Annotated in this window: 25 protein-coding genes; 18 read left to right on the forward strand and 7 right to left on the reverse strand. The window is 45.1% G+C overall.

From position 1 onward, the window contains the following. Positions 1-29 precede the first annotated feature (29 nt). From EWM62_RS00400 to EWM62_RS00450, 11 genes are all read left to right on the forward strand, one after another. Positions 30-539, forward strand: a complete 510-nt coding sequence (locus EWM62_RS00400; RefSeq protein WP_129874665.1) for a nuclear transport factor 2 family protein — start codon at positions 30-32, stop codon at positions 537-539. A gap of 17 nt (positions 540-556) precedes the next feature. Then, complete coding sequence (locus tag EWM62_RS00405) at positions 557-1,675, forward strand: aldo/keto reductase (protein WP_129874666.1); 1,119 nt, start codon at positions 557-559, stop codon at positions 1,673-1,675. Between the two features lie 20 nt (positions 1,676-1,695). Further along, the gene (locus EWM62_RS00410; protein WP_129874667.1) at positions 1,696-2,499 is read left to right on the forward strand and encodes an SMP-30/gluconolactonase/LRE family protein; all 804 of its coding nucleotides are present in this window, start codon (positions 1,696-1,698) and stop codon (positions 2,497-2,499) included. A 23-nt stretch (positions 2,500-2,522) separates the two neighbouring features. Beyond that, positions 2,523-3,122 (forward strand): flavodoxin, encoded by a 600-nt coding sequence (locus EWM62_RS00415; protein ID WP_129874668.1) that lies wholly within the window; start codon positions 2,523-2,525, stop codon positions 3,120-3,122. A gap of 114 nt (positions 3,123-3,236) precedes the next feature. Next, entirely contained in the window at positions 3,237-4,226 is a 990-nt protein-coding gene (locus EWM62_RS00420; RefSeq protein ID WP_129874669.1) for a D-alanine--D-alanine ligase, read from the forward strand. Positions 4,227-4,467: 241 nt separating this feature from the next. After that, the gene (locus EWM62_RS00425; RefSeq protein WP_129874670.1) at positions 4,468-5,370 is read left to right on the forward strand and encodes a helix-turn-helix domain-containing protein; all 903 of its coding nucleotides are present in this window, start codon (positions 4,468-4,470) and stop codon (positions 5,368-5,370) included. A 63-nt stretch (positions 5,371-5,433) separates the two neighbouring features. Next, on the forward strand, positions 5,434-6,291 hold the full coding sequence (locus EWM62_RS00430; protein WP_129874671.1) for an SDR family NAD(P)-dependent oxidoreductase: 858 nt from the start codon (positions 5,434-5,436) through the stop codon (positions 6,289-6,291). Between the two features lie 69 nt (positions 6,292-6,360). Further along, positions 6,361-6,996 (forward strand): MgtC/SapB family protein, encoded by a 636-nt coding sequence (locus tag EWM62_RS00435; protein ID WP_129874672.1) that lies wholly within the window; start codon positions 6,361-6,363, stop codon positions 6,994-6,996. 93 nt (positions 6,997-7,089) lie between these two features. Then, the gene (locus EWM62_RS00440) at positions 7,090-8,133 is read left to right on the forward strand and encodes an NAD(P)-dependent alcohol dehydrogenase (protein ID WP_129874673.1); all 1,044 of its coding nucleotides are present in this window, start codon (positions 7,090-7,092) and stop codon (positions 8,131-8,133) included. Positions 8,134-8,232: 99 nt separating this feature from the next. After that, positions 8,233-8,736: a YcxB family protein gene (locus EWM62_RS00445; RefSeq protein WP_129874674.1), complete on the forward strand. Its 504-nt coding sequence runs from the start codon at positions 8,233-8,235 to the stop codon at positions 8,734-8,736. A gap of 9 nt (positions 8,737-8,745) precedes the next feature. Then, positions 8,746-9,207: a DUF1440 domain-containing protein gene (locus EWM62_RS00450; protein WP_129874675.1), complete on the forward strand. Its 462-nt coding sequence runs from the start codon at positions 8,746-8,748 to the stop codon at positions 9,205-9,207. Positions 9,208-9,305: 98 nt separating this feature from the next. On the opposite strand, the gene EWM62_RS00455 is transcribed toward EWM62_RS00450, so the two are convergent. Continuing rightward, complete coding sequence (locus EWM62_RS00455; RefSeq protein WP_129874676.1) at positions 9,306-9,728, reverse strand: hypothetical protein; 423 nt, start codon at positions 9,726-9,728, stop codon at positions 9,306-9,308. Between the two features lie 217 nt (positions 9,729-9,945). Here EWM62_RS00455 and EWM62_RS00460 point away from each other — a divergent pair, with 217 nt between their 5' ends. Continuing rightward, the gene (locus EWM62_RS00460; RefSeq protein ID WP_129874677.1) at positions 9,946-10,512 is read left to right on the forward strand and encodes a sugar O-acetyltransferase; all 567 of its coding nucleotides are present in this window, start codon (positions 9,946-9,948) and stop codon (positions 10,510-10,512) included. 146 nt (positions 10,513-10,658) lie between these two features. Continuing rightward, the gene (locus tag EWM62_RS00465; RefSeq protein WP_129874678.1) at positions 10,659-13,517 is read left to right on the forward strand and encodes a M16 family metallopeptidase; all 2,859 of its coding nucleotides are present in this window, start codon (positions 10,659-10,661) and stop codon (positions 13,515-13,517) included. A gap of 78 nt (positions 13,518-13,595) precedes the next feature. On the opposite strand, the gene EWM62_RS00470 is transcribed toward EWM62_RS00465, so the two are convergent. Then, entirely contained in the window at positions 13,596-14,246 is a 651-nt protein-coding gene (locus EWM62_RS00470) for an START domain-containing protein (protein ID WP_129875284.1), read from the reverse strand. Positions 14,247-14,326: 80 nt separating this feature from the next. Beyond that, positions 14,327-14,776, reverse strand: a complete 450-nt coding sequence (locus EWM62_RS00475) for a KTSC domain-containing protein (protein WP_129874679.1) — start codon at positions 14,774-14,776, stop codon at positions 14,327-14,329. A 174-nt stretch (positions 14,777-14,950) separates the two neighbouring features. Between EWM62_RS00475 and EWM62_RS00480 the strand changes: the two genes are divergently transcribed. Further along, a complete protein-coding gene (locus tag EWM62_RS00480; RefSeq protein ID WP_129874680.1) occupies positions 14,951-16,126 on the forward strand; it encodes a GAF domain-containing sensor histidine kinase in 1,176 nt (391 codons plus the stop codon). A gap of 308 nt (positions 16,127-16,434) precedes the next feature. Here EWM62_RS00480 and EWM62_RS00485 read toward each other — a convergent pair whose 3' ends face one another. Beyond that, positions 16,435-17,349, reverse strand: coding sequence for a hypothetical protein (locus EWM62_RS00485; protein WP_129874681.1), 915 nt, complete (start codon positions 17,347-17,349; stop codon positions 16,435-16,437). A gap of 177 nt (positions 17,350-17,526) precedes the next feature. On the opposite strand from EWM62_RS00485, the gene EWM62_RS00490 reads away from it, so the two are divergent. Next, on the forward strand, positions 17,527-19,410 hold the full coding sequence (locus EWM62_RS00490; protein WP_162499755.1) for a PAS domain-containing sensor histidine kinase: 1,884 nt from the start codon (positions 17,527-17,529) through the stop codon (positions 19,408-19,410). Here EWM62_RS00490 and EWM62_RS00495 read toward each other — a convergent pair. Then, on the reverse strand, positions 19,407-21,227 hold the full coding sequence (locus EWM62_RS00495) for a PAS domain-containing sensor histidine kinase (RefSeq protein WP_129874683.1): 1,821 nt from the start codon (positions 21,225-21,227) through the stop codon (positions 19,407-19,409). The two genes, EWM62_RS00490 and EWM62_RS00495, sit on opposite strands and share 4 nt — an antisense overlap. Positions 21,228-21,475: 248 nt before the next feature. Here EWM62_RS00495 and EWM62_RS00500 point away from each other — a divergent pair, with 248 nt between their 5' ends. After that, the gene (locus EWM62_RS00500) at positions 21,476-22,915 is read left to right on the forward strand and encodes a DUF3943 domain-containing protein (protein ID WP_162499756.1); all 1,440 of its coding nucleotides are present in this window, start codon (positions 21,476-21,478) and stop codon (positions 22,913-22,915) included. A gap of 90 nt (positions 22,916-23,005) precedes the next feature. Next, complete coding sequence (locus EWM62_RS00505) at positions 23,006-23,521, forward strand: hypothetical protein (RefSeq protein ID WP_129874685.1); 516 nt, start codon at positions 23,006-23,008, stop codon at positions 23,519-23,521. 2 nt (positions 23,522-23,523) lie between these two features. Here the strand turns inward: EWM62_RS00505 and EWM62_RS00510 are convergent, their stop codons facing one another. Continuing rightward, the gene (locus tag EWM62_RS00510) at positions 23,524-23,937 is read right to left on the reverse strand and encodes an acyl-CoA thioesterase (RefSeq protein ID WP_129874686.1); all 414 of its coding nucleotides are present in this window, start codon (positions 23,935-23,937) and stop codon (positions 23,524-23,526) included. A gap of 207 nt (positions 23,938-24,144) precedes the next feature. Then, positions 24,145-25,569 (reverse strand): MATE family efflux transporter, encoded by a 1,425-nt coding sequence (locus EWM62_RS00515; RefSeq protein ID WP_129874687.1) that lies wholly within the window; start codon positions 25,567-25,569, stop codon positions 24,145-24,147. A gap of 329 nt (positions 25,570-25,898) precedes the next feature. Here EWM62_RS00515 and rpsO point away from each other — a divergent pair, with 329 nt between their 5' ends. Next, entirely contained in the window at positions 25,899-26,177 is a 279-nt protein-coding gene (gene rpsO / locus EWM62_RS00520; RefSeq protein WP_129874688.1) for a 30S ribosomal protein S15, read from the forward strand. Positions 26,178-26,304 lie beyond the last annotated feature (127 nt).

The raw sequence follows: 26,304 nt of genomic DNA on the forward strand, positions 1-26,304 counted from the left end.
GCGAATAAATAAACTAACTAAAATAAATTATGAAAAAAGCACTTATCGCATTGTTGCTATGCATAGGCATAGTACAACTATCAAACGCCCAGGCTAAATTACCGGGCACGGCCACCGCAGGCACAACGAAAGAAGAACAGGAGATCCTTGATCTTTCTAAAACTAAATGGCAATGGATGGCCGATAAAAATGTGGATGCCTTAAAAGGACTGTTTGATGATAAGTGTGTATTTGTACACATGGGCGGCAGTTGGGGCAAAACCCAGGAACTGAATACCATTAAAGGAGGCTTTATCTGGTATAAAAAAGCAGAGGTGTACGGCGCTTCGGTAAATATTTTTGGCAATACCGCTATCCTGTTGAATGATATCGACCTGCTGGCTGTTGTTGGCGGCAACGAAGTTGTGCATGCTTTTATGGTGACAGAAGTTTACCTTAAAGAAAACGGCAAATGGAAAATGGGCTCGCTCACTTTTTCTACCTTGCTAAGGCCGGTTAAAATGAATGGTGGCAGCCAGCCACAAGCACCTCAACACTAACATCAAAAGCAGCAGATATGAATCGTCGTGATCTACTAAAAACAGGACTGGCATTAGCCGGTGGCTCGTTACTTGCATCGAATGCCAGTGCCGAAAACCTGACTTCAGCAACGCCTGTGCCATTATCGGGGCGTCGCAAGCTTGGGGGTAAACTGGAGGTTTCCAATATCGGCCTTGGTGTGCAGAATATGTGGCGTACCTATCAAACAACAATCCCATACCGGCCCGAGATGATCAATATCATCCGCAAAGCTTATGATAACGGTATAACACTGTTTGACACCGCAGAGGCATACGGCCCTTTTGAAAGCGAGCGCATTTTGGGCGAAGCTGTCGCATCGTTCCGTAATAAAATTGTTATTGAAACTAAGTACGGCTGGGCGATAGACCAAAAAACCGGCAAGCGCCTGCCGGGCCTTAACAGCCGCCCCGAGCACATTAAAGAGGTAGTTGAAGGTATGCTGAAGCGTTTACATACCGACCGTATAGACCTGCTATATCAGCATCGCGTAGACCCCGCAGTGCCCATTGAAGATGTTGTAGGCGCAATTAAAGATCTGATAGGGCAGGGTAAAGTATTACATTACGGCCTATCTGAGCCGGGGCCACAAACTGTAAGGCGGGCACACGCAATACACCCGGTTACGGCTATCCAAAACGAATATTCGTTGCTATGGCGCGGGCCCGAGGAAAAGATCCTGCCACTTTGCGAGGAACTTGGGATAGGTTTTGTTTGCTGGAGCCCGCTCGGTGTAGGCTTTTTAACAGGGGCCATAGACGAAAATACCCGTTTTGCGCCCGGCGACATTCGCGGTATTGAAGAGCGCTTTACTCCTGAAAATCTCCCTCATAACATGGCGTTGGTAAAATTAATAACAAAATGGGCGGCACAAAAAAATGCAACGCCCGCACAAATTTCGCTGGCTTGGCTTACCGCGCAAAAACCGTGGATAGTACCTATCCCCGGAACAACGCAGATGGCACACATGCTGGAAAACGCAGCGGCAGATAATATAAAATTTACGGGTGATGAATTGAAACAATTTAACCAGCAATTAGCGGGCATAACCATCAATGGGTTGCGGCTGCCGCAAATGGTTTTAAATTATTCTAATGTAGAAGCTCCAACTAAATAATAAAATTAACCTAAATTAATATGAAAAAGGTATTGTTATTAGCCATCGCTGCGTTTATGTATGCGCCTTTATTTGCACAGCATAGCCTGGAAAAATTATGGGAATCAGATTCGGTCACCATCAAAGGGCCGGAGTCTGCACTTTTTGAAGCGATATCAAAATCGCTCTATGTATCCAGTATGGGTTCAGGTTCGGTAGTCCGGTTAGATTTACAGGGCAAAGTTATCAAAGCCGATTATGTAACCGGCCTTAATTCTAACAAAGGCTCGGCCATTTATAAGGGTATGTTTTACACTGCCGAAACTGCCGCGGTAGCTGTGATAGACATTGCTACAGGAAAGGTTGTTAAACGCATCCCAATTGAAGGTGCCGGAATGCTGAACGACCTGGCTGTAAATGCAAAAGGTGTAATTTACGTAAGCGATACACGTACCGGGAAGTTTTACAGCATTGAGAACGATAAACCAACCTTGTACCTTGAGGGTGTGCCGGGGGCTAACGGCATATTATGCGTTGGTACCGATGTGTATGTGGTAGGATCGGCTGTGTTCCAAAAAGTAGATGTAAATAAACACGTAACAACAATTGCAGATGGGTTTGAGAATGGCCTTGATGGTATAGTAATGATATCTAAAGACGAGTTCATCCTAAGTAATTACACCGGCATACTGTATTACGTAAAAGCCGATGGGACAAAACAGGTACTATTAGATACCCGTGCCGGCAAAATCATGGCAAACGATATCAGTTACGATAGCAAAACCAAAACGCTGTACGTGCCATCGTTTCGTACTAATCGCATTATCGCGTATAAAGTTAAATAGGGCACTTGTTATTTAGCAACGGAGTGAAAAATACGTTTTTATTATTTTTAATAATTGCTTTTTGCGGCATAACAGCCTGCTCAATCGCGCAAACGCCACCTGAAGGTAAAGTGTTGATCGTGTACCTGTCGCGCACTAATAATACCAAAGCGATAGCCCAAATCATACACAATGAGGTAGGAGGCAGGCTTGTTTCGTTAGAACTGTTTAAACCATACCCCGAAAATTACAGGGCTATTGTTGACCAGGTGGTGCATGAAAACGAAACTGGTTTTTTACCGCCGCTGAAAACCAAAATAGACAGCATAGATAAGTACGACATGGTGTTTGTCGGTTTCCCTACCTGGGGTATGAAACTGCCACCACCCATAAAAAGCTTCTTAAAACAATATAACCTTAGCGGCAAAACCATTATACCCTTCAACACCAATGCAGGTTATGGCATAGGCAGCACTTTTAATACTGTAAAAGAATTGTGTCCTAAAAGCAATGTATTAGAGGGCTTTACCACCAAAGGCGGCGTTGAACGGGATGGTGTACTATTTGTAATGAAAGACGAAAAGGAAACGCAGGCACGGGCAGAGGTGAAGGAGTGGTTGCAAAGGATAAAGGTGGTGAAATAGCGGATATAATGTAGGGACGAGATACTTCGCGTCTCTGAAAAATATTCCTTTATATCCCCTAAATTCTCCATCCAACATCCCCATATTCAAAATCAAAAACTATCTTTGGCTATCATGAAAACCATAAACGTAGCCCTTTTGGCCGGTGGCTTTACCGGCGAGTACGAAGTATCTATCAACAGCGCTAAAAATATTGCCGCCAGTTTGGATGCAAGCAAATACAAGGTTTATACCATACTGATAAACCGACACAACTGGGTTTACGAAACCGATGGCCGGGCTATCGATATTGATAAAAACGACTTTAGCCTTACCCTAAATGGTGAAAAGATAAAATTCGGTTTCGCGTTCATCACCGTTCATGGCACCCCCGGCGAGGATGGTAAGCTGCAAAGCTATTTCGACCTGGTAGGTATCCCTTACAATACCTGCGATGCTACCACATCGGCCATAACCATGAACAAGGCCTACACCAAGGCTATTGTAAATGGCATCCATGGGCTGCATGCCGCAAAATCTATCCAACTGCACCAGCGCGATGGGCACGATACCGCCAACATCGCCTCAGCATTAAAGTTCCCGCTGTTCATCAAGCCAAATAACGGCGGCAGCAGCGTGGGCATGAGCAAGGTTTACAACGTTGCTGGCCTGCACGATGCCATTGAGAAAGCTTTTAAGGAAGATAACCAGATCCTGATTGAAGAGTTTATAAAGGGCCGCGAGTTTAGTATCGGCATTGCCAGGCTGCATGGCAAAATTGTAGTGCTGCCCGCAACAGAGATCATCAGCTCTAAAGACTTTTTTGATTATGAAGCTAAGTACACCCCCGGCGTTTCGGAAGAAATTACCCCCGCCGACCTGCCCGAAGCCAAAAACCACGAGATAGCCGATATTGTAACCCAAATTTACCTGCGCTTAAATTGCCGCGGTATGGTGCGGATAGATTTTATCCTGTTGGAGGGTACGCAGGAGTTCTACTTCATTGAGGTGAATACCACGCCGGGCCAAAGCGCCAACAGCCTGATACCGCAACAGGTGAGGGCAATGGGTATGAACGTGACCGACTTTTACGGGCAACTTATCGATGGAACGATCCACGCTTAGCGAGGTGTCCCACTAAATATTTATAGCAATATTAAATTTACATAAAACATTGTAAATAAGGTAATTGTAATTTTAAAAAATCCTTTTTTAATTAATGTCCAACTTTAAATAAACGCCGTAATTTTTTGTTTATAAATAACTTGTGCTTTTTTGCGTGGGTGTCCCACTCGTTTCTGAATGGGACAGAATGGGACACCCCGATAAAACTTTGCATTTAGTTTGAATTTTGTAACTTTGCCTTATGGCAACTACAGAAACGATAGAAGATTTTTACAGGCAGAAATTTAATTACCTGCCGGATAACCTTGGGCAGGAGATAGGGCACTTTAACGTTTTCTGTTTGGAGGATTGTTACGCGCCCGGAGCCAAACCAATTGTTTATACCCGCAGGGATTTCTATAAGATCAGCCTTATTCGTGGTAAGCATGTGGTACATTACGCCGATAAAAGTATTGAGGTTGACGGCGCAACGCTTATCTTTTTTAACCCTAACGTTCCCTACACCTTCGAGCATAAAAGTGAAAACCCAACGGGTTCGTTCTGTATCTTTAAAGAGGCTTTTTTTACCGATGCCATACGGTCTAATGTGCATGAACTGCCCATGTTCGCCTTATCCGGCAGGCCAACCTATACCCTTAACCAGCAACAGGACGAGTATGCCAGCCAGATCTTCAAAAAGATGCTGGACGAGATCAATTCCGATTATCGCTTTAAATACGACCTGCTGCGCAACTACGTTACCGAGTTAATGCACTATGCGTTAAAGCTGCAGCCACAGGAAACCATCTACCAGCACCCCGACGCAAATTCGCGCATCACATCGGTATTTACCGAACTGCTGGAACGCCAGTTCCCGATAGAGACGCCGTCGCAACGCTTTAACCTGCGATCGGCCAAGGACTTCGCCGATAGGCTGTCGGTTCATGTGAATCACCTGAACAGGGCCATACGCCAAACCACCGGCAAAACCACTACCGACCATATTTTTGAGCGCCTGACCAGTGAAGCCAAGGCTTTACTAAGGCACACTAACTGGAACGTATCGGAAATTAGCTATAGCCTGGGCTTTGAGGAGCCCTCTCATTTCAATAATTTTTTCAAAAAACAAACCAGTTCAACGCCGTCATCTTTCAGATCTGTTTGAATTATGTAATTATTTGTTTGAATGGCGCAAACGCTTAGGGTGCGTGTGTTTTAATTTTGTAATATGCAAAACATCAATATTACGAACAATACAAAAACATGGTTTATTACAGGCGCATCTAAAGGGTTGGGGCTAAGCCTGGTAAAGCAATTGCTTGCTGCCGGGCAAAATGTTGCAGCCACATCGCGCCACCTTGCCAATCTGGTTATTGCCGTGGGCTCAACCGCCGATAATTTCTTACCTATTGAGGTAGACCTTACTAACGAAGATAGCGTGGGCTGCGCACTTCATCAAACAAAAAAAACCTTCGGCCGCATAGATGTAGTGATAAACAATGCCGGTTATGGCATTGGCGGCAGTATCGAGGAACTTACCGATAAAGAAACCCGCGATAGTTTCGATGTAAATGTGTTTGGTACCATAAATGTTATCCGGATGGTAATGCCATATATGCGCTACCAGCAAAGCGGCCATATCATTAATATAGCATCTATTGCAGGTATTGCAGGCAACACCGGTTGGGCGGTTTACTCGGCTACCAAATTTTCGGTAGTTGGCCTGTCAGAGGTATTGGCGCAGGATGTTAAATCATTCGGCATAAAGGTTACAATTGTTGCACCCGGTGCATTCCGCACCAGTTTTTTAACGCCCGAATCGCTGACTTTAGCAAAACACCCTATTGATGATTACCGGGAGGTAAGGGAAATGCACACCCGCTATCAACAGATGGACGGCAGCCAGGCCGGCGACCCTGAAAAAGCCGTTGAAGCAATTATAAACGTAGCAAACCAGGATAACCCGCCATTGTACCTGTTGCTGGGCGACGATGCTTACGACCGCGCCATGACCAAACTAATCAGTTTGGAAAAGGAAATTCGCCTTAACGAGGAGTTGAGCAGATCGATGGCCTACAGCGCATAAATTTACTTAACAGATAGAATGAACATCACTTCTATCTGAACAACGCGGCACATTCTCTGTTGCAGCTATATGGATTTCACAATTGAACTGGAAGATATCATTAGTATGGTGATGTCTGTAATATGCGGGGGCATTATAGGCTTCGAACGGGAGTACAAAAACAAGTCGACAGGGTTTAGGACAATTGTGCTGATAACACTTGGCTCAACCATATTTACCATTGTATCAAGGCATGGAGTAGGTACCGACGACAGGATCTCGGCAAATATTATTACCGGGATAGGCTTTATAGGCGCCGGTGTTATTTTTAAGGACAGGATGTCGGTAATGGGATTAACCACCGCTGCGGTGATATGGACGGCAGCAGCCATAGGCATGACAACCGGTATCGGCTATCACTCGCTGGCATTTGTGTTTACAATTATCACACTGGCCATATTGGTATTAGTAGATAAGGTGGAGTTCCTGATAGGGAACATGAACAAAAGTAAGATGCTTAACATTAGCTTTAGCAGCGCCGATATAACCCAGTTGCAAACACTTGAAGAAATGATGAAAAAGCACCGGCTTAAAAGTAAGCGTATCGAAGTATTTAAAAACGAGGAAGTACTTTGCGTTGTGTTGCAGATAACGGGTATAAAAAAGAACGTTGACCTGTTAAGCGAAGAAATGGTGAACATGCCCGAAATAAAAAACTTCCATTAAGCATGAGATGATTATTACAACAATATTACACGATTAGATATATAATCTGCTGATATTAGTATAACGAAAAACTAAACAACAAAAACCAAAAACATGATACCAGTAAAAGGATATGCGGCGCAAGACCCGCAAACCGACCTTGCCCCGTGGAGCTTTGAGCGCCGCGAAGTTGGCCCGCACGATGTGCAGTTTGATATATTATTTTGCGGTGTATGCCACTCGGACCTGCACCAGATCAAGAACGACTGGTTTCCGGGGATCTTCCCGATGGTACCGGGGCACGAAATTGTTGGCCGCATTGTAAAGGTGGGCGACCATGTAAAAAACTTTAAGGTAGGCGACCTTGCGGGTACCGGCTGTATGGTAGACTCGTGCCAGGTGTGCGAAAACTGCAAGCAGGACCTGGAGCAGTATTGCCTGGAGGGAAGCACCCAAACCTACAACAGCTACGAGCGCGACGGCAAAACACCAACCTATGGCGGCTACAGCAACAGCATTGTAGTGCGCGAGGAGTTTGTATTACATATTTCAGAAAAACTTGACCTTGCCGCTACAGCGCCGCTTTTATGCGCCGGTATTACCACCTATTCGCCGCTTAGGCACTGGAAAGTTGGTAAAGGCCATAAACTGGCAGTGCTTGGTTTAGGCGGCCTGGGCCACATGGCTGTTAAATTTGGCGTTGCCTTTGGCGCCGAGGTTACTGTATTAAGCACCTCGCCTAAAAAGGAAGAAGATGCTAAAAAACTGGGTGCACATCACTTTGTGGTTACCACCGACCCTGAACAAATAAAAGCCGCGACCGGCACTTTCGATTTTATACTGGATACCGTATCTGCCGAGCACGATTTTAATATGTACCTGAGCCTGTTACGCACAGATGGTACCATGATCTGCGTAGGCGTACCCTCCGAGCCGGCAAAAATAGCTGCGTTTAGCCTGCTTGGCGGGCGTAAAAGCCTTGCAGGTTCGGGTATTGGCGGCATTGCCGAAACCCAGGAAATGCTTGATTTCTGTGCCGAGCACGGTATTGTTTCAGACATCGAGATGATCGATATTAAAGACATCACAAAATCATACGAACGCATGGAAAAGGGCGATGTACGTTACAGGTTTGTAATAGATATGGCAACGCTGTAAAAGGCATTACATAAAACGGAAGGCGGGTGATCTGAAAGGGTTACCCGCCTTTATCGTTTGCAAAATATTTATATTTTTGTGCGAAGCACCTAAATTGCAATGACAATTAAAACCATTATCACCTTTAAAGAATACCTGAAACTAATGTATTATCTTACTTATAGAAAAGGTTGGACCATCTATGTAAGTATAATAGGTTTAGTGATGTTTATAACAGGGATCTTAAGTTTGCTAAACATATCCGATTTACAAGCAGACCCAACTTTCGCGCTGTTTTTCGGAGCGTTTGCAGTTATTTTTCTGCCCATTTCCATATATTTTTCGGCCAAAAAGAATTTTTCTTCCAATAAAAGGCTACAGGAGGAGATAGAATTCGAATTTGCGGGCGATAAAATGACTGTGAAAGGAAGTAGTTTTAGTTCTGAATTAGGGTTAAACGAAGTTTTTAAAATTGAAGAGATAAAACAATGGTTCCTGATCTACCAAAGTAAGCAAACCGCTAATTTTATATCCAAGGCCAATTTAAGCGAGCAGCAAATAAACGAACTGCGGGGGATATTTAAAGGGCTGACAGGCGTAAAAATTAAATTGAAACGCTCATAACCTATTGCAATGCAAACTGAAACCTCCAAAAGCCTTGTCCCAACCATAGTCATTACCACCCTTATAGCCGGTACATTAGATGGCCTGGCGGCAGTATTTATACTTGCGCACGGGCAGGCTGCTATGGTATTCAGGTACATTGCCAGCGCTGTGTATGGAAAAGAAGCTTTTGCAGGTGGCACAAGTATGATCTGGATAGGTGTGGCTTTCCACTATTTGATAGCGGCCGCGTTTGCTGTATTTTTTTCGATGATATATAGCGTTGTACCTGCTGTAAGGAAAAGCATGCTGTTGGTTACGGTACTCTACGGCACCTTTATTTGGGCGGTAATGAACCTGCTGGTGTTGCCGCTTACACAGGTTGCCAATACCATCACCCTAACAGGTGCCATCAAAAACATCCTGATCCTGATAATTTGCGTAGCATTGCCGATTGTTTATATGCGATACAGGCATGAGCACGCGAAGTAAGTAAGGTTATAAAACAAAAGCGGATACCCCCTAAAGGTTATACATTTTTTTATATTTTAAACTCCTCGTTACCCAACGGAGGACGGGGGGCTTCGCCTTTACGGCAGTGTTGTAAAATCGTAAAAAGGCAGTGCTTCGTAATCGTCTATAAAGGCCATGTGGTCTTTCAGTTCTTCAAAAGCATTCGGGAATTTTTTGTCGTCGATGGTTACAATTACCAAACCATCCAGCGTGGCTTTACCATATTTGGCTTTTGCTACATCAAGGTCCGGGAATTCAACCGCGGCCATCCATTGCGGGTCGAGGTACTTGATAGCGCTCAGCGTATCAATCTGGAACTCCTTATCTTTTGATACGATGATCCAGTAGGGCGATTTACCTTCGGTTGCGGGCTTGGGCAACTCAAATGTTTCTCCCTTTTCGGCGCTTACCATCGCCCAGGCAGTTTTTTGCTGCGCGAAAGTGCTGGCAGGGATGCTTAGTAAAGCAAGTATTGCGAGTATTAATATGTTCTTTTTCATGGTATTGTGATGTAATTGTATTAACTAATACAAATAACACGCCAAATGTTACCCTTGTAACAGCGGCATATTGCAAATAGTGCCTGTTAATAACGTTGCAGCCTATATATTACAATTAAATGTTGTTTGCTTTAAGATTGACGCGCATTGTATGCCAAATGATACAACACTTTGAAATGCCTTACATTTTAATGATATTGCTGTATATAGATATCACATGAAAACAGAAAAAGAAAAAATGCTTTCGGGCGAGTATTACCTGGCCAATGATGAAACCATTGCCGCCGAGCGCAAGCACTGTAAAGAGTTGCTTAAAAGGCTTAATATCGACGAATATGTAGTAGGCAGCGGTACAGCAGCTGTTTTAAAGGAACTGATACCCAATGCCCCTGCAAGCCTGTATATCGAGCCGCCCTTCCATTGCGATTATGGCTACAACATCACCTGTGGCGAAAACGTATATTTTAACGTAAACTGCGTGGTGCTTGATGTAATGGAGGTGAAACTGGGCAGCAATGTTTTTTGCGCGCCGGGCGTACAGATATATACCGCCACCCATCCTTTAGATGCCGTATTACGCCGCAGTAAAGAGAACGCCAAACCCGTTGTAATTGGCGATGATTGCTGGATAGGGGGCGGGGCGGTAATTTGCCCGGGTGTTACTATTGGTAACCGCTGCGTTATTGGCGCGGGCGCGGTGGTAACCAAAAATATCCCCGACGATTCATTAGCTGTGGGCAACCCCGCGGTGGTTATCCGTAAATTAGAGCATAGCAACGGTTAGGTAACGCATGGTCACAAATCTGTTACACTCGTTTAAAATGTTTAGCTAATAATATTAACTCATAGCTTAATTCCTTAATATTATGTTTTTCTGCAGCGGTTGAAAAATATTGCAGAAATAGTGTTTACTGACTAACTATTAACCATATGAACAAAACTTTAAAATGTGCATTGCTGGCACCGGCATTTGCGGTTGTGGCATTAACGGCCAATGCCCAAACAGCCACTCAGCCTAAACTGATCGAGAAGGTTACCCGCAAGGGTGCCGAACTTGTTATCCCTTACGAGAAATATGTGCTCCCGAACGGATTGACCGTAATTTTAGCCGAAGACCACTCTGACCCACTGGTACATGTAGACATCACGTATCATGTAGGCTCGGCCCGCGAGGAGATCGGTAAATCGGGTTTCGCCCACTTTTTCGAACACATGATGTTCCAGGGGAGCGACCATGTGGCCAACGGCGACCACTTTAAAATAATTACCGAAGCAGGTGGAACCCTAAACGGCTCGACCAATCGCGACCGTACCAATTACTACGAAACCGTCCCTGCAAACCAATTAGAAAAAATGCTTTGGCTGGAGAGCGACCGCATGGGCTTTTTGCTTGATGCCGTAACCCAGCAAAAATTTGAGGTGCAGCGCGCAACGGTAAAGAACGAGCGCGGCCAAAACTATGATAACCGCCCTTACGGTTTAGCCAGCGAGTACACTTCAAAAAACCTTTATCCATACGGCCACCCATACTCGTGGTTAACCATCGGCTACATCGAAGAATTGAACAAAGTGGGTGTAAACGACCTGAAGAACTTCTTTTTACGGTGGTATGGGCCAAATAACGCCACCATTACCATTGGCGGCGACCTAAACGCAAAACAAACCCTGGCATGGGTAAGCAAGTATTTTGGCAGCATCCCGCGCGGGCCGGTTGTTAAAAATGCATCGTTCCCCATGCCGATGCTATCGGCTGACCGGTACGTATCGTACACAGATAATTACGCCAAGCTGCCTTTAATGTCTATCACCTATCCGGGTGTTAAGATCTACGATAAGGACATGTCGGCATTAGATGCCTTGTCAGAGATCATTGGCCAGGGCCGTAACTCTATCTTTTATAAAAACTTTGTAAAAACCCGTAAGGCCGCGCAAGCTTCCATGAATTCGTCAAATACCGAACTGGCGGGCGAGATCAGCATGCGTGTGGTGCCGTTCCCGGGGCAAACCCTGGCCGATGCTAAAAAGCTGGTGGACGAGTCGTTGGCCGAGTTTGAGAAAACCGGTGTAACCGATGATGCCCTTATCCGCTTTAAAGCAAGCGCCGAAGCAAATGCTATCAACGGCTTATCAAGCGTTGCGGGTAAGGTTTCAGAACTGGCACAGGCGCAGTACTTAACCGGCAACCCCAACCAGATAGGCCGCGAACTGGCGGATATCCAGGCGCTTACTAAAGAAGATGTAATGCGTGTTTACAACCAATATATTAAAGGTAAACATGCTGTTATTTTAAGCGTATTGCCAAAAGGTGGTACCATAGCCCCGGTTGCAGCCGATAACTACACCGTTAATACTGCAAATTATAAAGCGCCCGATTATGGCTACAATGGCTTAACCTACAAAAAGGCCACGGATAATTTCGACCGTGCTGCTAAACCTGGGGTCGGCGCAAATCCGGCTATTAAAGTTCCGGTTATCTGGTCGGCAGTTGCACCTAATGGCATCAAGCTTATCGGCACAAAAAACAGCGAGATCCCAACCGTGTCTGTCTACATGTCGATAAAAGGCGGTGGCTTATACGCTGTAAACAACCCTGCAAAGGCTGGTTTGGCCGGTATTGTTGGCCGTATGATGAACGAGGAAACTCAAAAATACACCGCGGAAGAATTTAACTCCGAACTGGATAAGCTGGGCAGCAACATCAACATTAGTGCAAGTGCAGAGGAAATTACTGTAAGCTTATCTTCGTTAACTAAAAACCTGCCTCAAACCATGGTGATGCTGCAGGAGAAATTACTGCACCCCAAATTTACACAGGATCCTTTAGACCGTATTAAAAAACAAACCATCGAAGGCCTTAAACAGGCTAAAACGCAGCCAGCCGGTGTGGCATCAAGCGTTTATAATAAAATACTTTACGGTACCGATAACGTACGCACCTATTCGGTAAGTGGTAACGAAGAAACAGTTGCAGGCATAACCTTAGAGGATGTGCAGGATTACTACGATAAATACTTTACGCCATCGCAAACAGAGATTGTTGTTGTTGGAGATGTAAACGAAGGTACCGCAAGGGGAAACCTGGCCTTCCTGAATGCATGGGCAGATAAAAAGGTTACCATCCCAACCCCGGCAGACGGTAAAACCTTTGATAAAACAACCTTATACCTGGTTGATATCCCGGGTGCTGCACAGTCAGAGATCCGCATTGGCTACCTGGATAAACTGAACTACGATGCAACCGGTGATTATTATAGATTAGGTATTGCCAACTACATTTTGGGCGGCGCTTTCAATAGCCACATCAACCTTAACCTGCGCGAGAAAAAGGGCTGGACCTATGGCGCACGTTCGGGCTTTAACTCAGGTAAATACGGTGGCGATTTCACGGCTTCGGCAGGTGTGCTGGCAACGGCTACAGATAGCTCGGTATACGAATTTATCAAGGAGATAAAGGATTACCAAAAAGCAGGTATTACCCCTGACGAACTGAAATTCACCCAAACATCAATAGGCCAGAGCGATGCCCGAAAGTACGAAACCAATGGGCAAAAAGCGTCGTTCCTGTCGCGCATCCAGGAGTATGATCTGAAGCCAACCTATGTTGACGAGCAAAATAAGATCCTGTCGACCATTACCCCGGCTGAGCTTAATGCGCTATCGGCCAAATACCTGAACACCGATAACATGGTGATACTGGTTGTGGGCGATAAAGCCAGGATACTGCCCGGCCTGCAAAAATTGGGTTACCCCATTGTTGAATTAGACAGCGACGGTAAACCGAAGATGTAATCAGAAACGATTAAATAAAAAGCCCTCTTAACAATGTTGAGAGGGCTTTTTCGTGATTTGATATCTTAACGATATCGCCTAATAATTCTTAATAAATGGTAAATGCGCGTTCTTGTACTGAGCCTTTTTAAGCTGAAGCTTTAGCGCTTTAAAACTTTGCGTGGGCCCTTCAGATGCGAACATGTTCACCAGCCACGCGGGTATATTGCCTCCGGGTTCGGCTGCTATGGTGTATTCTACTTTCACTTCGTTTTTATTCAGGGGGACGATAACCCACTGGCTTAACGAACTTTTTACCCTCACTATACCATCCTTCTCGGGTACCAGGCCAGATGCTACCGGGCCATCCATGGTCACTACCTTGGTTTCTTCGTTTTGCTTGGTTACCAGGTGCGCCACAAAATCGCGGTTCTGGGCGGGCCAGGGCAGGCTTATTTCCGAATAGTAATACAGGTCTGTTGGTGATACCTCCTTAACCAGGTGAATGGATTTGGTATGATAGATCCACTCGGTACGGGTTTTTAAGTCCAGCAAAGCGGCTACCATCTGCGTTAATGTAGATTGGAAATTGCATTCTATCCTTAACGCCTTAAATTTTGAGTTTTCAACCGGGCTGGTGTAAATCTTGATGCCGTCCTTGTCGCTTTTAAGCGTCCATTTGTTTTGGGCGGATGCCGTTGCAAACGTTATGCAAAGCAGCAGTACAGCAAAAAATAACTTTTTAAGCATAGATCTTAAGGGCATTTACCATCAAATTTAATTATCGGGTATTTACCGCGTGTCATACATTCAACACAATTAAAAAATAATTACGCGGTAGCTACCAGTTTGCTGATGCTGCGATAAACATATTCGTTATAAATATGCCTGCGGGCAAACCTGCCCGGCGAATCAGCATTTACCAGCTTAACGTAAACGGCTTTTGGCACGTCAAAGTATTCGTATGTGTTGCCATCGGCAAATTCTACCTTCAACACCTGCGATTTGTACTCAAAATCGGTGATGGCCGATGTAGTGGTTGTCAGCGTATATTCCGCGAACGATTGATTACGCGTTTCGGGGGCAATGCTTACCAAAAAGTGATAAGCTTCGATAATGGTCTTGCTTTTTTCTTCAGCTTCTAGCTTGCTTTCTTCGCTCTCCTGGAATTTATCAGGGTGCCACGCTTTCATTAAACCGCGGTAAGTGCTTTTTAATTCCTGTAGTTCGGCAGCTTCGGTTACGCCTAAAAGTTTCCTGTAATCGACAATTTTTTTCATTGTATTTATGCTAATGTTATTGTCCGAGAAAGCCTTATTCTAAGAAAATAATTTTGCAAAGGTACGCTTTATGCGCCACGTGGCATATACCCGGCTTAATAATTAAAAATAAATGACTTGCAGATGTGCTAAAAACCGTTTAATTTGTATGAGATTTTTATCGTAATAATAAACTTGGCAAATATAGAGGCAGACATTGAGGCGGTTGGGCGAATAGACGCCGTAACTTCGATCCTGGAAGTGGTTTGCCGCACCACCGGGATGGGTTTTGCCGCCGTAGCCCGTGTTACCGATGAAAAATGGATAGCTTGCGCTGTGCGCGACGAGATCAAATTTGGCCTGAAACCCGGCAGCGAGCTGGTTTTAGAAACCACCATTTGTAACGAGATAAGGCAGCATCATAAACCTGTTGTGATAGACCATGTTGCACAGGACGAGAACTTTGCCAACCACCATACCCCGGCCATGTATGGCTTTCAAAGCTATATTTCTATCCCCATTACCTTAAAAAACGGTGAGTTTTTTGGTACGCTTTGCGCCATTGACCCCAGCCCGGCATTACTGAACAACACCAAAACCATCGGCATGTTCAACCTTTTTGCCGATCTGATCTCCTTTCACCTGGATGCGCTTGATAAGTTGGCCCTTACTGAATCGCAGTTATTGGAAGAGCAGGAAACAGCCCAGCTGCGCGACCAGTTCATTGCCATTTTAGGGCACGACCTGCGCAACCCCGTTGGGGCGGTACTTAACGTGGCGCAAATGATGTTACGAATGCCGTTGGACGACAGGATGAAGCGCCTGGCCAATATCCTGCAGGATTCATCGTACCGGATGAAGGCGTTGATCGAAAATATCCTTGATTTTGCCCGTGGCAGGCTTGGCGGCGGTATAGTACTGGAAACTAACGCCGATGAGCCGGTTGACGAAATACTGAACCAGGTTATAACCGAATTGGGGTTGATATGGCCTGATAAAGTGCTTGAAACCCGGTTTGAGCTGAATTGTGCTGTAAACTGCGATGGAAAGCGTATTGCCCAATTGCTGTCGAACCTGCTGGGCAACGCCCTAACACACGGCAAAAAAGATGAGCCCGTTTTAGTAACAGTACGAAGCAACGATGATGAATTTAGCATAGCCGTTACCAACGCCGGCAAGCAAATACCGGATGCCATTCTAAATAAATTATTTCAGCCGTTCTCTCGCGGCGAGGTAACACCAAACCAGCAGGGCCTTGGGCTTGGCCTGTACATAGCGTCAGAAATAGCCCGTGCGCACGGTGGTGCGCTTGGTGTAGAATCGGGTAAACAGGAAACTACGTTTACATTTACCATGCCTGTTAAAGCCTAATCACTTTGCGCTCGTCTGCAACCTGCCTTTCCGACTGAGGTATCTCCCATGACCCGTAGGGGCTACCGCTTTGTAGCCAAAGAAAAAGAAATAATTTTGCTCCGTAGGAGTTACCCTTTATCGATTTTGGTGTAAAGCAATCCACTGTAGCCAACTGTCTGGTAAATGGGTAGCCGCTATGCGGCACAAACCACATTTATCATTATTCTCTACAAAGCGGTAGACCCTATGGGTAATTACTTTATGAATGTGGGTACACGGTAGTCTGCTACGAGTGCTTAATATTGGGCAGGCGCATGCAACGCCACTTATAACTCTCCCCGTAGAAACTGCATCCAGGCATCGGCAAATTGCGTATCGGGCAGCCAGGAAGCGCTTGCATCCGTGCCGGCTTGTGTGGCGGGGTAATAGCTTTCTGTTTTGCTGCTGCCCAGATAGCCGCCCGTTGGCGGTATGGTTTGCATTTTTATTTTGCCGTTTTTTGCGCTGTCGCCAGCAAGGCGTATGGCAATCATCTTGTTAAAAAACATGGCAGCAAGTTGCTGTGTTTTGCCCAACTCGTGTTTCATGCCGGGCTCGCTGGCGTAGCACCATACCGCGCCAAAACGTCGGTTCATTTCATAAATACCTTTTATGGCGTTTGTACGGCTCTCCATATCCTTTTCGCCGGTTAGCAGCAAGCCGGGCACTTCGCGAGCGGCGGCAGGGGCAAGGGCTGAGTAATATATACCGCCCTTGTTCACCACAAAGGCCAGCACCCGCTCGGGTTTCCAGCAAACAAACTCGTAATTAAATTCACCGCCGGCGCTAAAGCCCCATAATAGCAGGGGTGCGTTCTCTAACTCCGGGTGTTTGCTTTGGGTAGCCAAAAAGTTAATGGCATTTATCAGCGCCTGGCCGCTGCCAGCCTTTACATCAATATATTTTTCAATGTCCATATGCTCGTGCTGTTTATCCGTAAAGCGACAGCCTAACAAGGCAAGGTTATTTTTTCGGGCAAGGTTCTGCCAAAAGGCATCCTGAACCATATCGCGGCCATCGCCGTTTGAGCCGGGCATCAGCACCAAAATACCTTTAAGGGTAATGCTATCGGCATACCATAAGCGAAACTCGGCCTTGTCAAAATTCTTACCGGGAGGTATGGATGTTTCCAGCACTTTTTTCTGTGCAAAAAGTGCTGTTACAATAACGTTGAGCAGTATCAGCAGGATGTATTTTTTCATCAGCATAAACTTATCGTGTTTAAATCAAATGTATAAAACATTTTTTACTACTATAAGTTGTACAATGGCGGTAGCCTTTACTATAAATGTATGCCATATTTCGTAAAATGAAATATTCTTAAAAGTGATATTAATAAGGTAGTTTAGTACGTAAATACTGTGGCTGGCCAAAACCAAATGGAAGAAACTTTAGATCCTTATATTAAAATTGCCCAATACGAACAGCGAGAAAAGGAGATGCAAAGCCGGTTGGACGAACTTGCCGATTTTGTAGAGAACGCCTCGATGCCATTGCACCGTGTAAATGGCAAGGGTATTATCATATGGGCCAACCAGGCCGAGCTTGATTACCTGGGTTATGATAAAGAAGAATACGTAGGGTATCCTATAAGTAATTTTCACGCCGACGAGCATGTTATAAACGATATTTTAAACCGCTTAACCCTAAACGAAACCTTACAGGATTACCCGGCACGGCTAAAATGTAAAGATGGCAGCTTTAAGCACGCTGTTATCAGTTCCAGCGTTTTGCGCAAGGATGGCGAGTTTATACACACACGTTGCTTCACCAGGGATATTACCGAAATTAGAAAAGAGCAGGAAGATAAAGAAGCCCTGATATTTGAACTGGAACAAAACGAGGCCAGGCTGCGCATGGTTGTTGCATCTACAAAATTGGGTACCTGGGATTATCACCCAAAAACCGGCAAGCTATTCTGGAGCGATGAATGTAAAAATATATATGGCCGGCCCCTGAACCGGGAGGTTGATTTTGAGATCTACGAAAAACAGCTGCACCCGGAGGATAAGGACTGGGTACTGGAAAAGATCCAGCAAGCCATGGACCCCGCCGGCGATGGCCAATACGATATTACGCTGCGTATCATCCGATTTGATGACAGCAGGATACGTTGGATAAGGGCGCAGGGAAAAGTGTATTTTTCCGCCGATTTGCAGGCCGAGCGATTTATTGGGACCGTAGTTGATATTACGGATAACAGGCTGGCAGCAGAGCGGGCCGCTAAACTGGCCGCAATTATCGATTCGTCTGACGATGCTATAATCAGTAAAACCCTCGACGGTATAATTACCAGTTGGAACAATTCGGCAGAACGTACCTTTGGTTACACAGCCGATGAAATTATCGGGCGATCTGTTTTAACGCTGATACCGGATGATCGTTTGGAGGAAGAACCGATGATACTTTCACGATTAAGAAGAGGAGAGCGGGTAGAACATTTTGAGACTGTACGCATCACCAAGGATAGAAGGTTACTAAATGTTTCTTTAACCATTTCGCCGCTTAAAGATCCGCAAGGGAATATTATCGGCCTGTCAAAAATTGCCCGAGATATTACCGATAAAAAGCAGGAAGATCTGCGGAAAAATGATTTTATAGCGATGGTGAGCCACGAGTTGAAAACACCGCTTACAGCTATACAATCGTACATACAGATATTGCTGGCTAAGGAGAAGAAGGAAAGCGACAGCTTTAAAATAAACGCTTTGACCAGGGCCGAGGTGCAAGCCAAAAAAATGACTTCGATGATCCAGGATTTCCTGAGCCTGGCCAGGCTGGAGGACGGGAAAATCCAGCTGAATAAAGAGCGCTTTGAACTACATCCACTAATGGAGGAAATTGCCGGCGACGCCTTGTTTTTAACCACTAACCATACCGTTAAGCTGCATGACTGCGAAGATATTTTAATTGATGCCGACAGGGATAAAATAGGGCAGGTGCTGTTAAACCTGCTGAGTAATGCCATAAAATACTCGCCAAAGGGCGGAACCATTATTATGGGATGCGAAAAAGCCGATAGCAAAGTAACAATTTTTGTAAAGGATGAAGGTGTAGGTATAGGATTGGACGACCAGAAAAAACTGTTCGATAAATTTTATCGTGTACGGAACGAAACGGTAAAAACCATTTCGGGCTTTGGGATAGGGCTTTACCTGGTTTCAGAAATTTTGCGCTACCATAAAAGTAAAATAGAGGTAGAAAGCAAGGAAGGTGTGGGCGCTAAATTTTTCTTCGGACTTGATATGCAAAACCCGCGCTAATCCTGCACAGGGATAGTGAACCAAAAGGTGCTGCCTTTGCCAGCCTCGCTGTTAACACCTATTTTACCGCCATGGCGTTCAACTATTTCGGCCGATATATACAGGCCCAAACCAAGCCCTGAATACTGCAGGCCGGTAGAATCTACCCGGTAATAGCGCTCGAACAGGTGCGGTATTTTATCGTACGATATTCCCTCTCCAAAATCCTGAACGGATATTTTAACAGATCTGCTTCGCTTGATAATATCTATCATAATGGTTTTAGATAACGGGGCATACTTCACCGCGTTATTTACCAGGTTAACCACCACCTGCTCTATTTTACCGCGGTCGGCATGTATTTTAACATCAACATCGCCGGTTAATACCAGGTGATGATCGCCCGCCAGCCGGATATGGTCGCAGCTCTCGTTGATCATTTCACTAACCTTAAACTCGCTTTTATTAAGCGCCAACTGGCCCGCGGTTATTTTAGATACGTTTAGCAAGCTTTCTATCAGGTGCTGCATTTTAATTAAGCTGGTATTAGCCTTCTCAATAAATACGGTTACCTTTTCGGGGTTACTATTGGTTTTTATCAATTTATCCAATATCTGAATAGATGCCTTTAAGGATGTCATGGGTGTTTTAAGCTCGTGGCTGGCTACACTTATAAAATCATCTTTTTGTTGCTGCAGGCGCTTAAATTCGGTAATATCCAGTACAGTGCCCAGCATACGTATAGGTTTGCCCGCGTTATCATGGTAAATTTTTGCCTGCGTGCGTATCCAGTGTACAGATTCATCGGGATGTATGATGCGGGCCTCATAAAACAACTTACCGGTTTTAAGGGCTTCTTCATGCGCCTGCATACGTTGCGGGCGGTCGTCGGTATAAAACATATTTGCCAGTTTTTTCCGGGATACTGCGGTATTAAATCCAAATATAGCATTGAACCTTTCAGAGGTTACCATTTTTTCGTTGGTCATATCCAGGTCAAAGGTGCCTATTTCGGCAGCCTCAATAGCCAGCCTGCCACGTTCCTCAATATCTTCAATGCTGCGGCGGGCCATTACCTTATCGGTAACTTCAATAGCAATAACCATAATGGTATTTATGGTGCCGTCGAAATGTAAAACAGGTTCATAAACAAAATCAACAAACACCATTTCGGGCTTGCCGTTGCGTACCAGCATAAGTTCGTGCTCCCTTGCAGAAAACGCCACACCCGAAGTGATAACGTTATTCATAATAGGCGCGTACAGGTCAGCAGCTTCGGGTACAGCCTCCCAAATGGTACGGCTTTCCATATGTTTACGCTTCTTGCCAACCAGTTCCAGGTACGAGTCGTTCACTACCTCTATCGTCAGGTCTCCGGCACGAATGATACAGATCCCTACAGGCGCCTGCCTCACCAGGTTATACAACGTCATCTCACTTTCTTCAACCGATTGCCGGGCACGTTCCAGCTCGGTAACATCGGTATTAAAAGCGGCCACGCCATATACCTTGCCATTGGCATCGCGCATTGGCTGGTAGGTAAATTTGTAGTAAAAGGTTTGCAGCTTACCGGCTATCAGCAGGTCTACCCGTTCGGCATCACTGTGAAAAGGCTTCCCGGTGCGGTACACGCCTTGCAGGTAACCCAGAAAAGGCTGGTCTTCCAACTCGGGCAGGGCCTCAAAAAAAGGTTTGCCTATTACCGATGTATCCCTGTCCCAGGCCTTTAGGGTAGCGTTATTGGCTACCGAGATGATCATGTCATCGCCGGTGCATACATAAACAGGAAAAGGTGATATTTCAACAATATCGCGGAATGTGCTTTCTGTAGGCTCCAAAAGAATAACGTGTTGTACTAATTAAATAAATTACCCTGTTCAAAAATAAAAAACTTTCCCATTCGTGGAAGATGCACCGCTGTAAATTATTTTATAAATGATAATAAGCCGGTATTGTTTTAAGCGCCCAAAAAATACATTTATTTATCGCGTTTAAAAACTATTTGATGCCAGAATGTATTATACGTTAATTACGTATATACAGGTAACACCCTGTAATTAATAGCTTAACCTTAATAGCCGATATATTGAAATTTTTACCTTACCAGTTGCTTATAGTGGTTTTTGCAATAGCGTTGTGTTTCCCTACCGCTACCATTGCACAAACCGCCCAGGATGCCGATAAGTTAATTATCGACACCGTACCCAAACCCAAGCCGCGCCGCGCACGGACGCCATTTTTTGGCACCGTACCACCCGAAACCAAACGCTTTGGCCGCGCAGCAGCCGAGTGGGGCCTTGCACAGGCCATACCCTTTAGTTACGGCAAATTTATAGCCCATGCACCTTACTCTAATGTAACCGGAGCTACCATTTGGCGTAACCTGAACCCCGGCAGTTGGCAATGGGATAAAGATATTTTCCGTACCAACCAGTTTGGGCACCCATACCAGGGCAGTTTATATTTTAGCTCGTTCCGTAGTAATGGTTATAGTTTCTGGCAATCTGCGCCGGCGGCTGTTGCCGGCAGCTACTTTTGGGAAACCTTCGGCGAGAACGAACACCCATCGCCCAATGATTTTATAAACACCAGCTTTGGTGGGATAGTATTGGGCGAGATGAGTTATCGCCTGTCAAACAAAATAGTAAATAACCGGCACCGTGGGTTTGGCCGGCAAATGGAAGAAATAGCCGCCTTTTTAGCAAACCCCATGAATGGCCTTAACCGCCTGCTTGACGGCAAATGGGGCAGGGTTTACGGCAACCCAAAAGACAGGGACTCCACCCAAGTATCGGCAGAGTTTGACCTGGGGGCGCGCACATTTAACAGCATTACCGGTACTATTGGCGGCAATGGCAAAACCGTACCCTTTGTCCGCGCCAAACTGATATATGGTAACCGCTATAAGGATTACCGTACACCTTTCAGTAATATTTATATCAACATTGAGGCAGGCAAGGATGACAGCTCTATTGTTAACCTTGTAAGCGTGTATGGTTCATTGGCCGGGTGGGAGCTGCGTTCTAATAAAGACCTAAAACATCTGGCCATACTAAGCGCCAATTACGACTACATAAGCAACGAAGCCTTTTTTTATGGTGCGCAAAGCGTAAAGCTAAACCTGTTTTCGCAGTACGATGTAAGCAAAAAAGTAAAGTTTAACACCAATATAGGTACAGGCCCGGTGCTGTTGGCCGCTGTGCCGAACACCTACAACTCCAACGGGCGCAATTATGATTATACGTCGGGATTTAGCATTAATGGCGGTGCCGGAATAAATGTAAAAGACAAATTTTTTGCCGGGTTTGATTACCGGGGCGGGGCGCTTTACACCATTAACGGTAATAAATCGCATTACTTTTTACATACCGCCACTACCGAGGTACGCTACGCCTGGTCAAAAAAACTGTCTGTAGCGGCCGAGTCGGGTTATTTCTTTTTGCGCGGTAAATATGACGAGCACCCCGATGTAAACAAGCGGTACCCGTATGTGAGGCTATCCACCCGCTATAGTGTTGATTTTTAATAGTATTACAGTATAGTGCAGTACACAGCGTAGCTCATTATCAGTTAGTTTTAGTCTGTTAAAATTACAATAGTGAGAAAAATTTACCTGTTGTGCACTTTACTTCTGCTTGTATCGGGCTGGGCATGCAAAAAAGAAACCGCCCCCAAAACTCCGTATGAAATAAGCCTGCAGGTGTGGACTGATTTTAAAAGCAGCGCCCACAATAATTACACTTACAATACCTATAAACTGATAACCAGGGATAACCATTTTGGCAGCGAGAAAACAAAAATAACGGTTGAAAACGGAATCGTAACCAAACGCGATTTCGGTTTTTATAAGGCAGATGCAACAACCAGTTCGGGTATCAGTGATGTGGTAACGCGCGAATGGCATGAAGATGCCACCACCCTTGGCTCGCATACCATTGAAGGCGCCGAACTGATCACCATGGATGACATTTACGCAAAAGCCAAAATATGGCTGGCCATGGATGCAAATCAAAACATCATTTACTTTGAAACGAAGAACGGCGGCATTATTTCTAATGCGGGCTACCAGCCTAAAGATTGCACCGGCGATTGTATGGTAGCCATCAGCATAAGCTCGGTTGCAAAGTTGTAAGTTTATATCCCGTAATGCTCAATTACATCATCGGGTACTTTTACACCACGGCCGCTGGCCATATCAATCATCACGTAATCAAAATAACCATCGCAGCAAACTTTGTTGGTGGCTTTGTTGGTTAGAGTGAAGGCCACGCGGCAACCTTTATCGTTAATGGTTTCGATGCCTGTTTTTACAATGAAGTAGTCGCCCATGGTAAGGGCGCGTTTGTAGTCGACATGCGCGGTGCGTACCACCCAGCCAAAACCACGTTCCATAAACTTTTCCATTGCCATGCCATAGCAGCGCTCCATCTGGTCGTAGCGGGCAGCCAGCACATAGTCAAAATACTTGCTGTTATGCACATGCTGAAACATGTCTATATCATCGGGGCGTACCCGCAGTTCGGTTTCAAAGGTGGAGTAGGTGCTCATTGGTTGTAATAAGTTGTAAAGGTTGGAAAAGTTTTAATGGATTAAAAGTATTCAAAACGTAAGTATCGAGTCTTTACGTTTCCACCATTGTTCACCATGTCATTGCGCGGAGCTTAGCGACAAATCAATCGTTTAAGCTGATTATTTATACAAATTATACAATTGCCTTAAAACATTGCTTCGTCCCTGCAATTACGAGCGCAACTATTACACCAACGTCTTCTTCCACTTACCTTTCTTAAACAAAATGTAGGCGGCTATGGTTAAGCCAATTTCGGCAACGGGGATGGCAATGAACACGCCGGTTGGCCCCATTTCAAAATATTTAGCCAATAAATAAGCAAAGGGGATCTGGAAGAGCCAGAAAGTGAACAGGTTTATTTTGGTTGGCGTCCAGGTATCGCCCGCGCCGTTAAAGGCACTGGTGAAAACCATCCCCATTCCAAAAATGATAAAGCCCCCGCTTAAAATTTGCAACGACCGGGTGGCTACTTTTTTTACGCCATCATCCTCGGTGAAAAACGCCGCGAACCAGTGCCCGCAGGTTAAAAACAATACACTCACTACACCCAAAAACACAACGGTATATTTGATGGTCTGGAAAACCGATTGCTCCGCCCTGTCTACCCGGCCCGCACCAAGGTTTTGCCCAACCAGTGTGGCAGCGGCGTTACTAAGGCCCCATGCAGGCAGCAAAAAGAACATCATTAACCGCAGCGAGGTTTGGTAACCTGCCGAGCCTTCATCGCCGCCTGTAGTGGCTACCAGCTGCGCCAAAAAGATCCAGCTGCAGCTGGCAATTACAAACTGCAGGATGCCCGGTGCCGCTACTTTAATGATGGCTTTTATCTGCGTCCACTCGGGGATAAAGTAGCTTAAACGTACTTTTAATGCGTTTTTATTGTTGAACAGGTTATAAACCTGGTACGATACCCCTAAACCACGGCCGATGGTGGTAGCAATAGCCGCACCCGTTAACCCGAACGCTGGGATAGGCCCAAGTCCCCTGATGAAGATGGGGCATAAAATAATGTTGGCGATATTGGCTATCCACAGGCTGCGCATAGCAATGGCTGCATTACCCGCCCCTCTGAAGATACCGTTTATTAAAAACAGCAGCACGATAATAAGGCTGCCACCCATCATGATGCGCACGAACGGTGTACCATGGTCTGCCGTTTCTGTTGATGCACCCATGATCAAAAGCAGGTCGCGGGCATGCAGCAATCCAAAAACGCTGATAATCACATTTATAATTACGGCTATTACAATAGTTTGCATCCCGGCTTTTGAAGCTGCTTCGGGATTTTTTTCGCCAATGCGGCGGGCAACAACTGCTGTTGCGGCCATGCTTAAGCCAATGGCTAACGAATATATTACGGTTAGTACAGACTCGGTTAAACCTACGGTTTGGATAGCGTGGCTACTGTTCTCTAAATGGCCTACAAAATACAGGTCGACCAATGCGAAAACAGATTCCATGGCCATCTCCAGCATCATGGGGATAGCTAATAAAACAATAGCCCTTTTTATGCTGATGGCGGTCAGGTCAACCTGCTCACCTTTTAACGATTGCTTTAAAACGCTGAAGAATGAATATGCTTTGCCCCTGGGCTTGATAACTTGCGACATATGGGTTTATTATGGTGTTGCTAATATACATTGCCTTACGGCGTATTTTATTAAAATGTTACTGATACAAAGTTATGTTATAGGTTTATGCCCGACGCAGTGTAATAATGACTAATGCAGGGGCTAATTGCGACATGATTGAATATAATCGGCTAAAACGCAAGACTAACACACCCCTAAGCCCTCTCGAGAGGGGAACCGAAAACCACTCGCCATTTACCTCAATCAACCGCTTGCCAATCACTTAAAAATCATTTTTACTTTTCAATTAAAACCGTATCTTTGCGCCACAATTAATTAAATATTCACGCTTTAATATTATTCACGTAATGTATTTAGGTAAAGAAGCAAAGGCAGAGATCTTTGCAAAACATGGTAAAGCAGTTACTGATACAGGTTCAACCGAAGGTCAGGTAGCGTTATTCACTTACCGCATCGCGCATTTAACCGGTCACCTGAAAAAGAACAAACATGATTTTTCAACCCAGTTATCGCTACAAAAATTAGTAGGTAAACGCCGCGGTTTGTTGGCATACCTGTTCAAAAAAGACATTGAAAGATATCGTGCTATCATCAAAGCTTTACAGCTTAGGGATATTATCAAATAACTTTTCTTATTTTTTAAAAAAAAGCCGTCCGCATATGCAGGATGGCTTTTTTACTTTTGCAACAAATATACACACACATAAAAAAACCGGTGCGCTCCGAAAGATGAAAAGCGTACCACAAAACAAA

This window comes from Mucilaginibacter terrigena, from assembly GCF_004168255.1.
Classification (GTDB): Bacteria; Bacteroidota; Bacteroidia; order Sphingobacteriales; family Sphingobacteriaceae; genus Mucilaginibacter; species Mucilaginibacter terrigena.

Excerpts from the sequence above, each read along its gene's own strand:
- EWM62_RS00410 (WP_129874667.1), top strand. The coding sequence starts at position 1,696 with ATGAAAAAGGTATTGTTATTAGCCATCGCTGCGTTTATGTATGCGCCT.
- EWM62_RS00450 (WP_129874675.1), top strand. The coding sequence starts at position 8,746 with ATGCAAACTGAAACCTCCAAAAGCCTTGTCCCAACCATAGTCATTACC.
- EWM62_RS00445 (WP_129874674.1), top strand. The coding sequence starts at position 8,233 with ATGACAATTAAAACCATTATCACCTTTAAAGAATACCTGAAACTAATG.
- EWM62_RS00470 (WP_129875284.1), bottom strand. The coding sequence starts at position 14,246 with ATGCTTAAAAAGTTATTTTTTGCTGTACTGCTGCTTTGCATAACGTTT.
- EWM62_RS00400 (WP_129874665.1), top strand. The coding sequence starts at position 30 with ATGAAAAAAGCACTTATCGCATTGTTGCTATGCATAGGCATAGTACAA.
- EWM62_RS00465 (WP_129874678.1), top strand. The coding sequence starts at position 10,659 with ATGAACAAAACTTTAAAATGTGCATTGCTGGCACCGGCATTTGCGGTT.
- EWM62_RS00455 (WP_129874676.1), bottom strand. The coding sequence starts at position 9,728 with ATGAAAAAGAACATATTAATACTCGCAATACTTGCTTTACTAAGCATC.
- EWM62_RS00460 (WP_129874677.1), top strand. The coding sequence starts at position 9,946 with ATGAAAACAGAAAAAGAAAAAATGCTTTCGGGCGAGTATTACCTGGCC.
- rpsO (WP_129874688.1), top strand. The coding sequence starts at position 25,899 with ATGTATTTAGGTAAAGAAGCAAAGGCAGAGATCTTTGCAAAACATGGT.
- EWM62_RS00420 (WP_129874669.1), top strand. The coding sequence starts at position 3,237 with ATGAAAACCATAAACGTAGCCCTTTTGGCCGGTGGCTTTACCGGCGAG.
- EWM62_RS00440 (WP_129874673.1), top strand. The coding sequence starts at position 7,090 with ATGATACCAGTAAAAGGATATGCGGCGCAAGACCCGCAAACCGACCTT.
- EWM62_RS00510 (WP_129874686.1), bottom strand. The coding sequence starts at position 23,937 with ATGAGCACCTACTCCACCTTTGAAACCGAACTGCGGGTACGCCCCGAT.
- EWM62_RS00475 (WP_129874679.1), bottom strand. The coding sequence starts at position 14,776 with ATGAAAAAAATTGTCGATTACAGGAAACTTTTAGGCGTAACCGAAGCT.
- EWM62_RS00490 (WP_162499755.1), top strand. The coding sequence starts at position 17,527 with ATGGAAGAAACTTTAGATCCTTATATTAAAATTGCCCAATACGAACAG.
- EWM62_RS00435 (WP_129874672.1), top strand. The coding sequence starts at position 6,361 with ATGGATTTCACAATTGAACTGGAAGATATCATTAGTATGGTGATGTCT.
- EWM62_RS00515 (WP_129874687.1), bottom strand. The coding sequence starts at position 25,569 with ATGTCGCAAGTTATCAAGCCCAGGGGCAAAGCATATTCATTCTTCAGC.
- EWM62_RS00485 (WP_129874681.1), bottom strand. The coding sequence starts at position 17,349 with ATGAAAAAATACATCCTGCTGATACTGCTCAACGTTATTGTAACAGCA.
- EWM62_RS00425 (WP_129874670.1), top strand. The coding sequence starts at position 4,468 with ATGGCAACTACAGAAACGATAGAAGATTTTTACAGGCAGAAATTTAAT.
- EWM62_RS00405 (WP_129874666.1), top strand. The coding sequence starts at position 557 with ATGAATCGTCGTGATCTACTAAAAACAGGACTGGCATTAGCCGGTGGC.
- EWM62_RS00430 (WP_129874671.1), top strand. The coding sequence starts at position 5,434 with ATGCAAAACATCAATATTACGAACAATACAAAAACATGGTTTATTACA.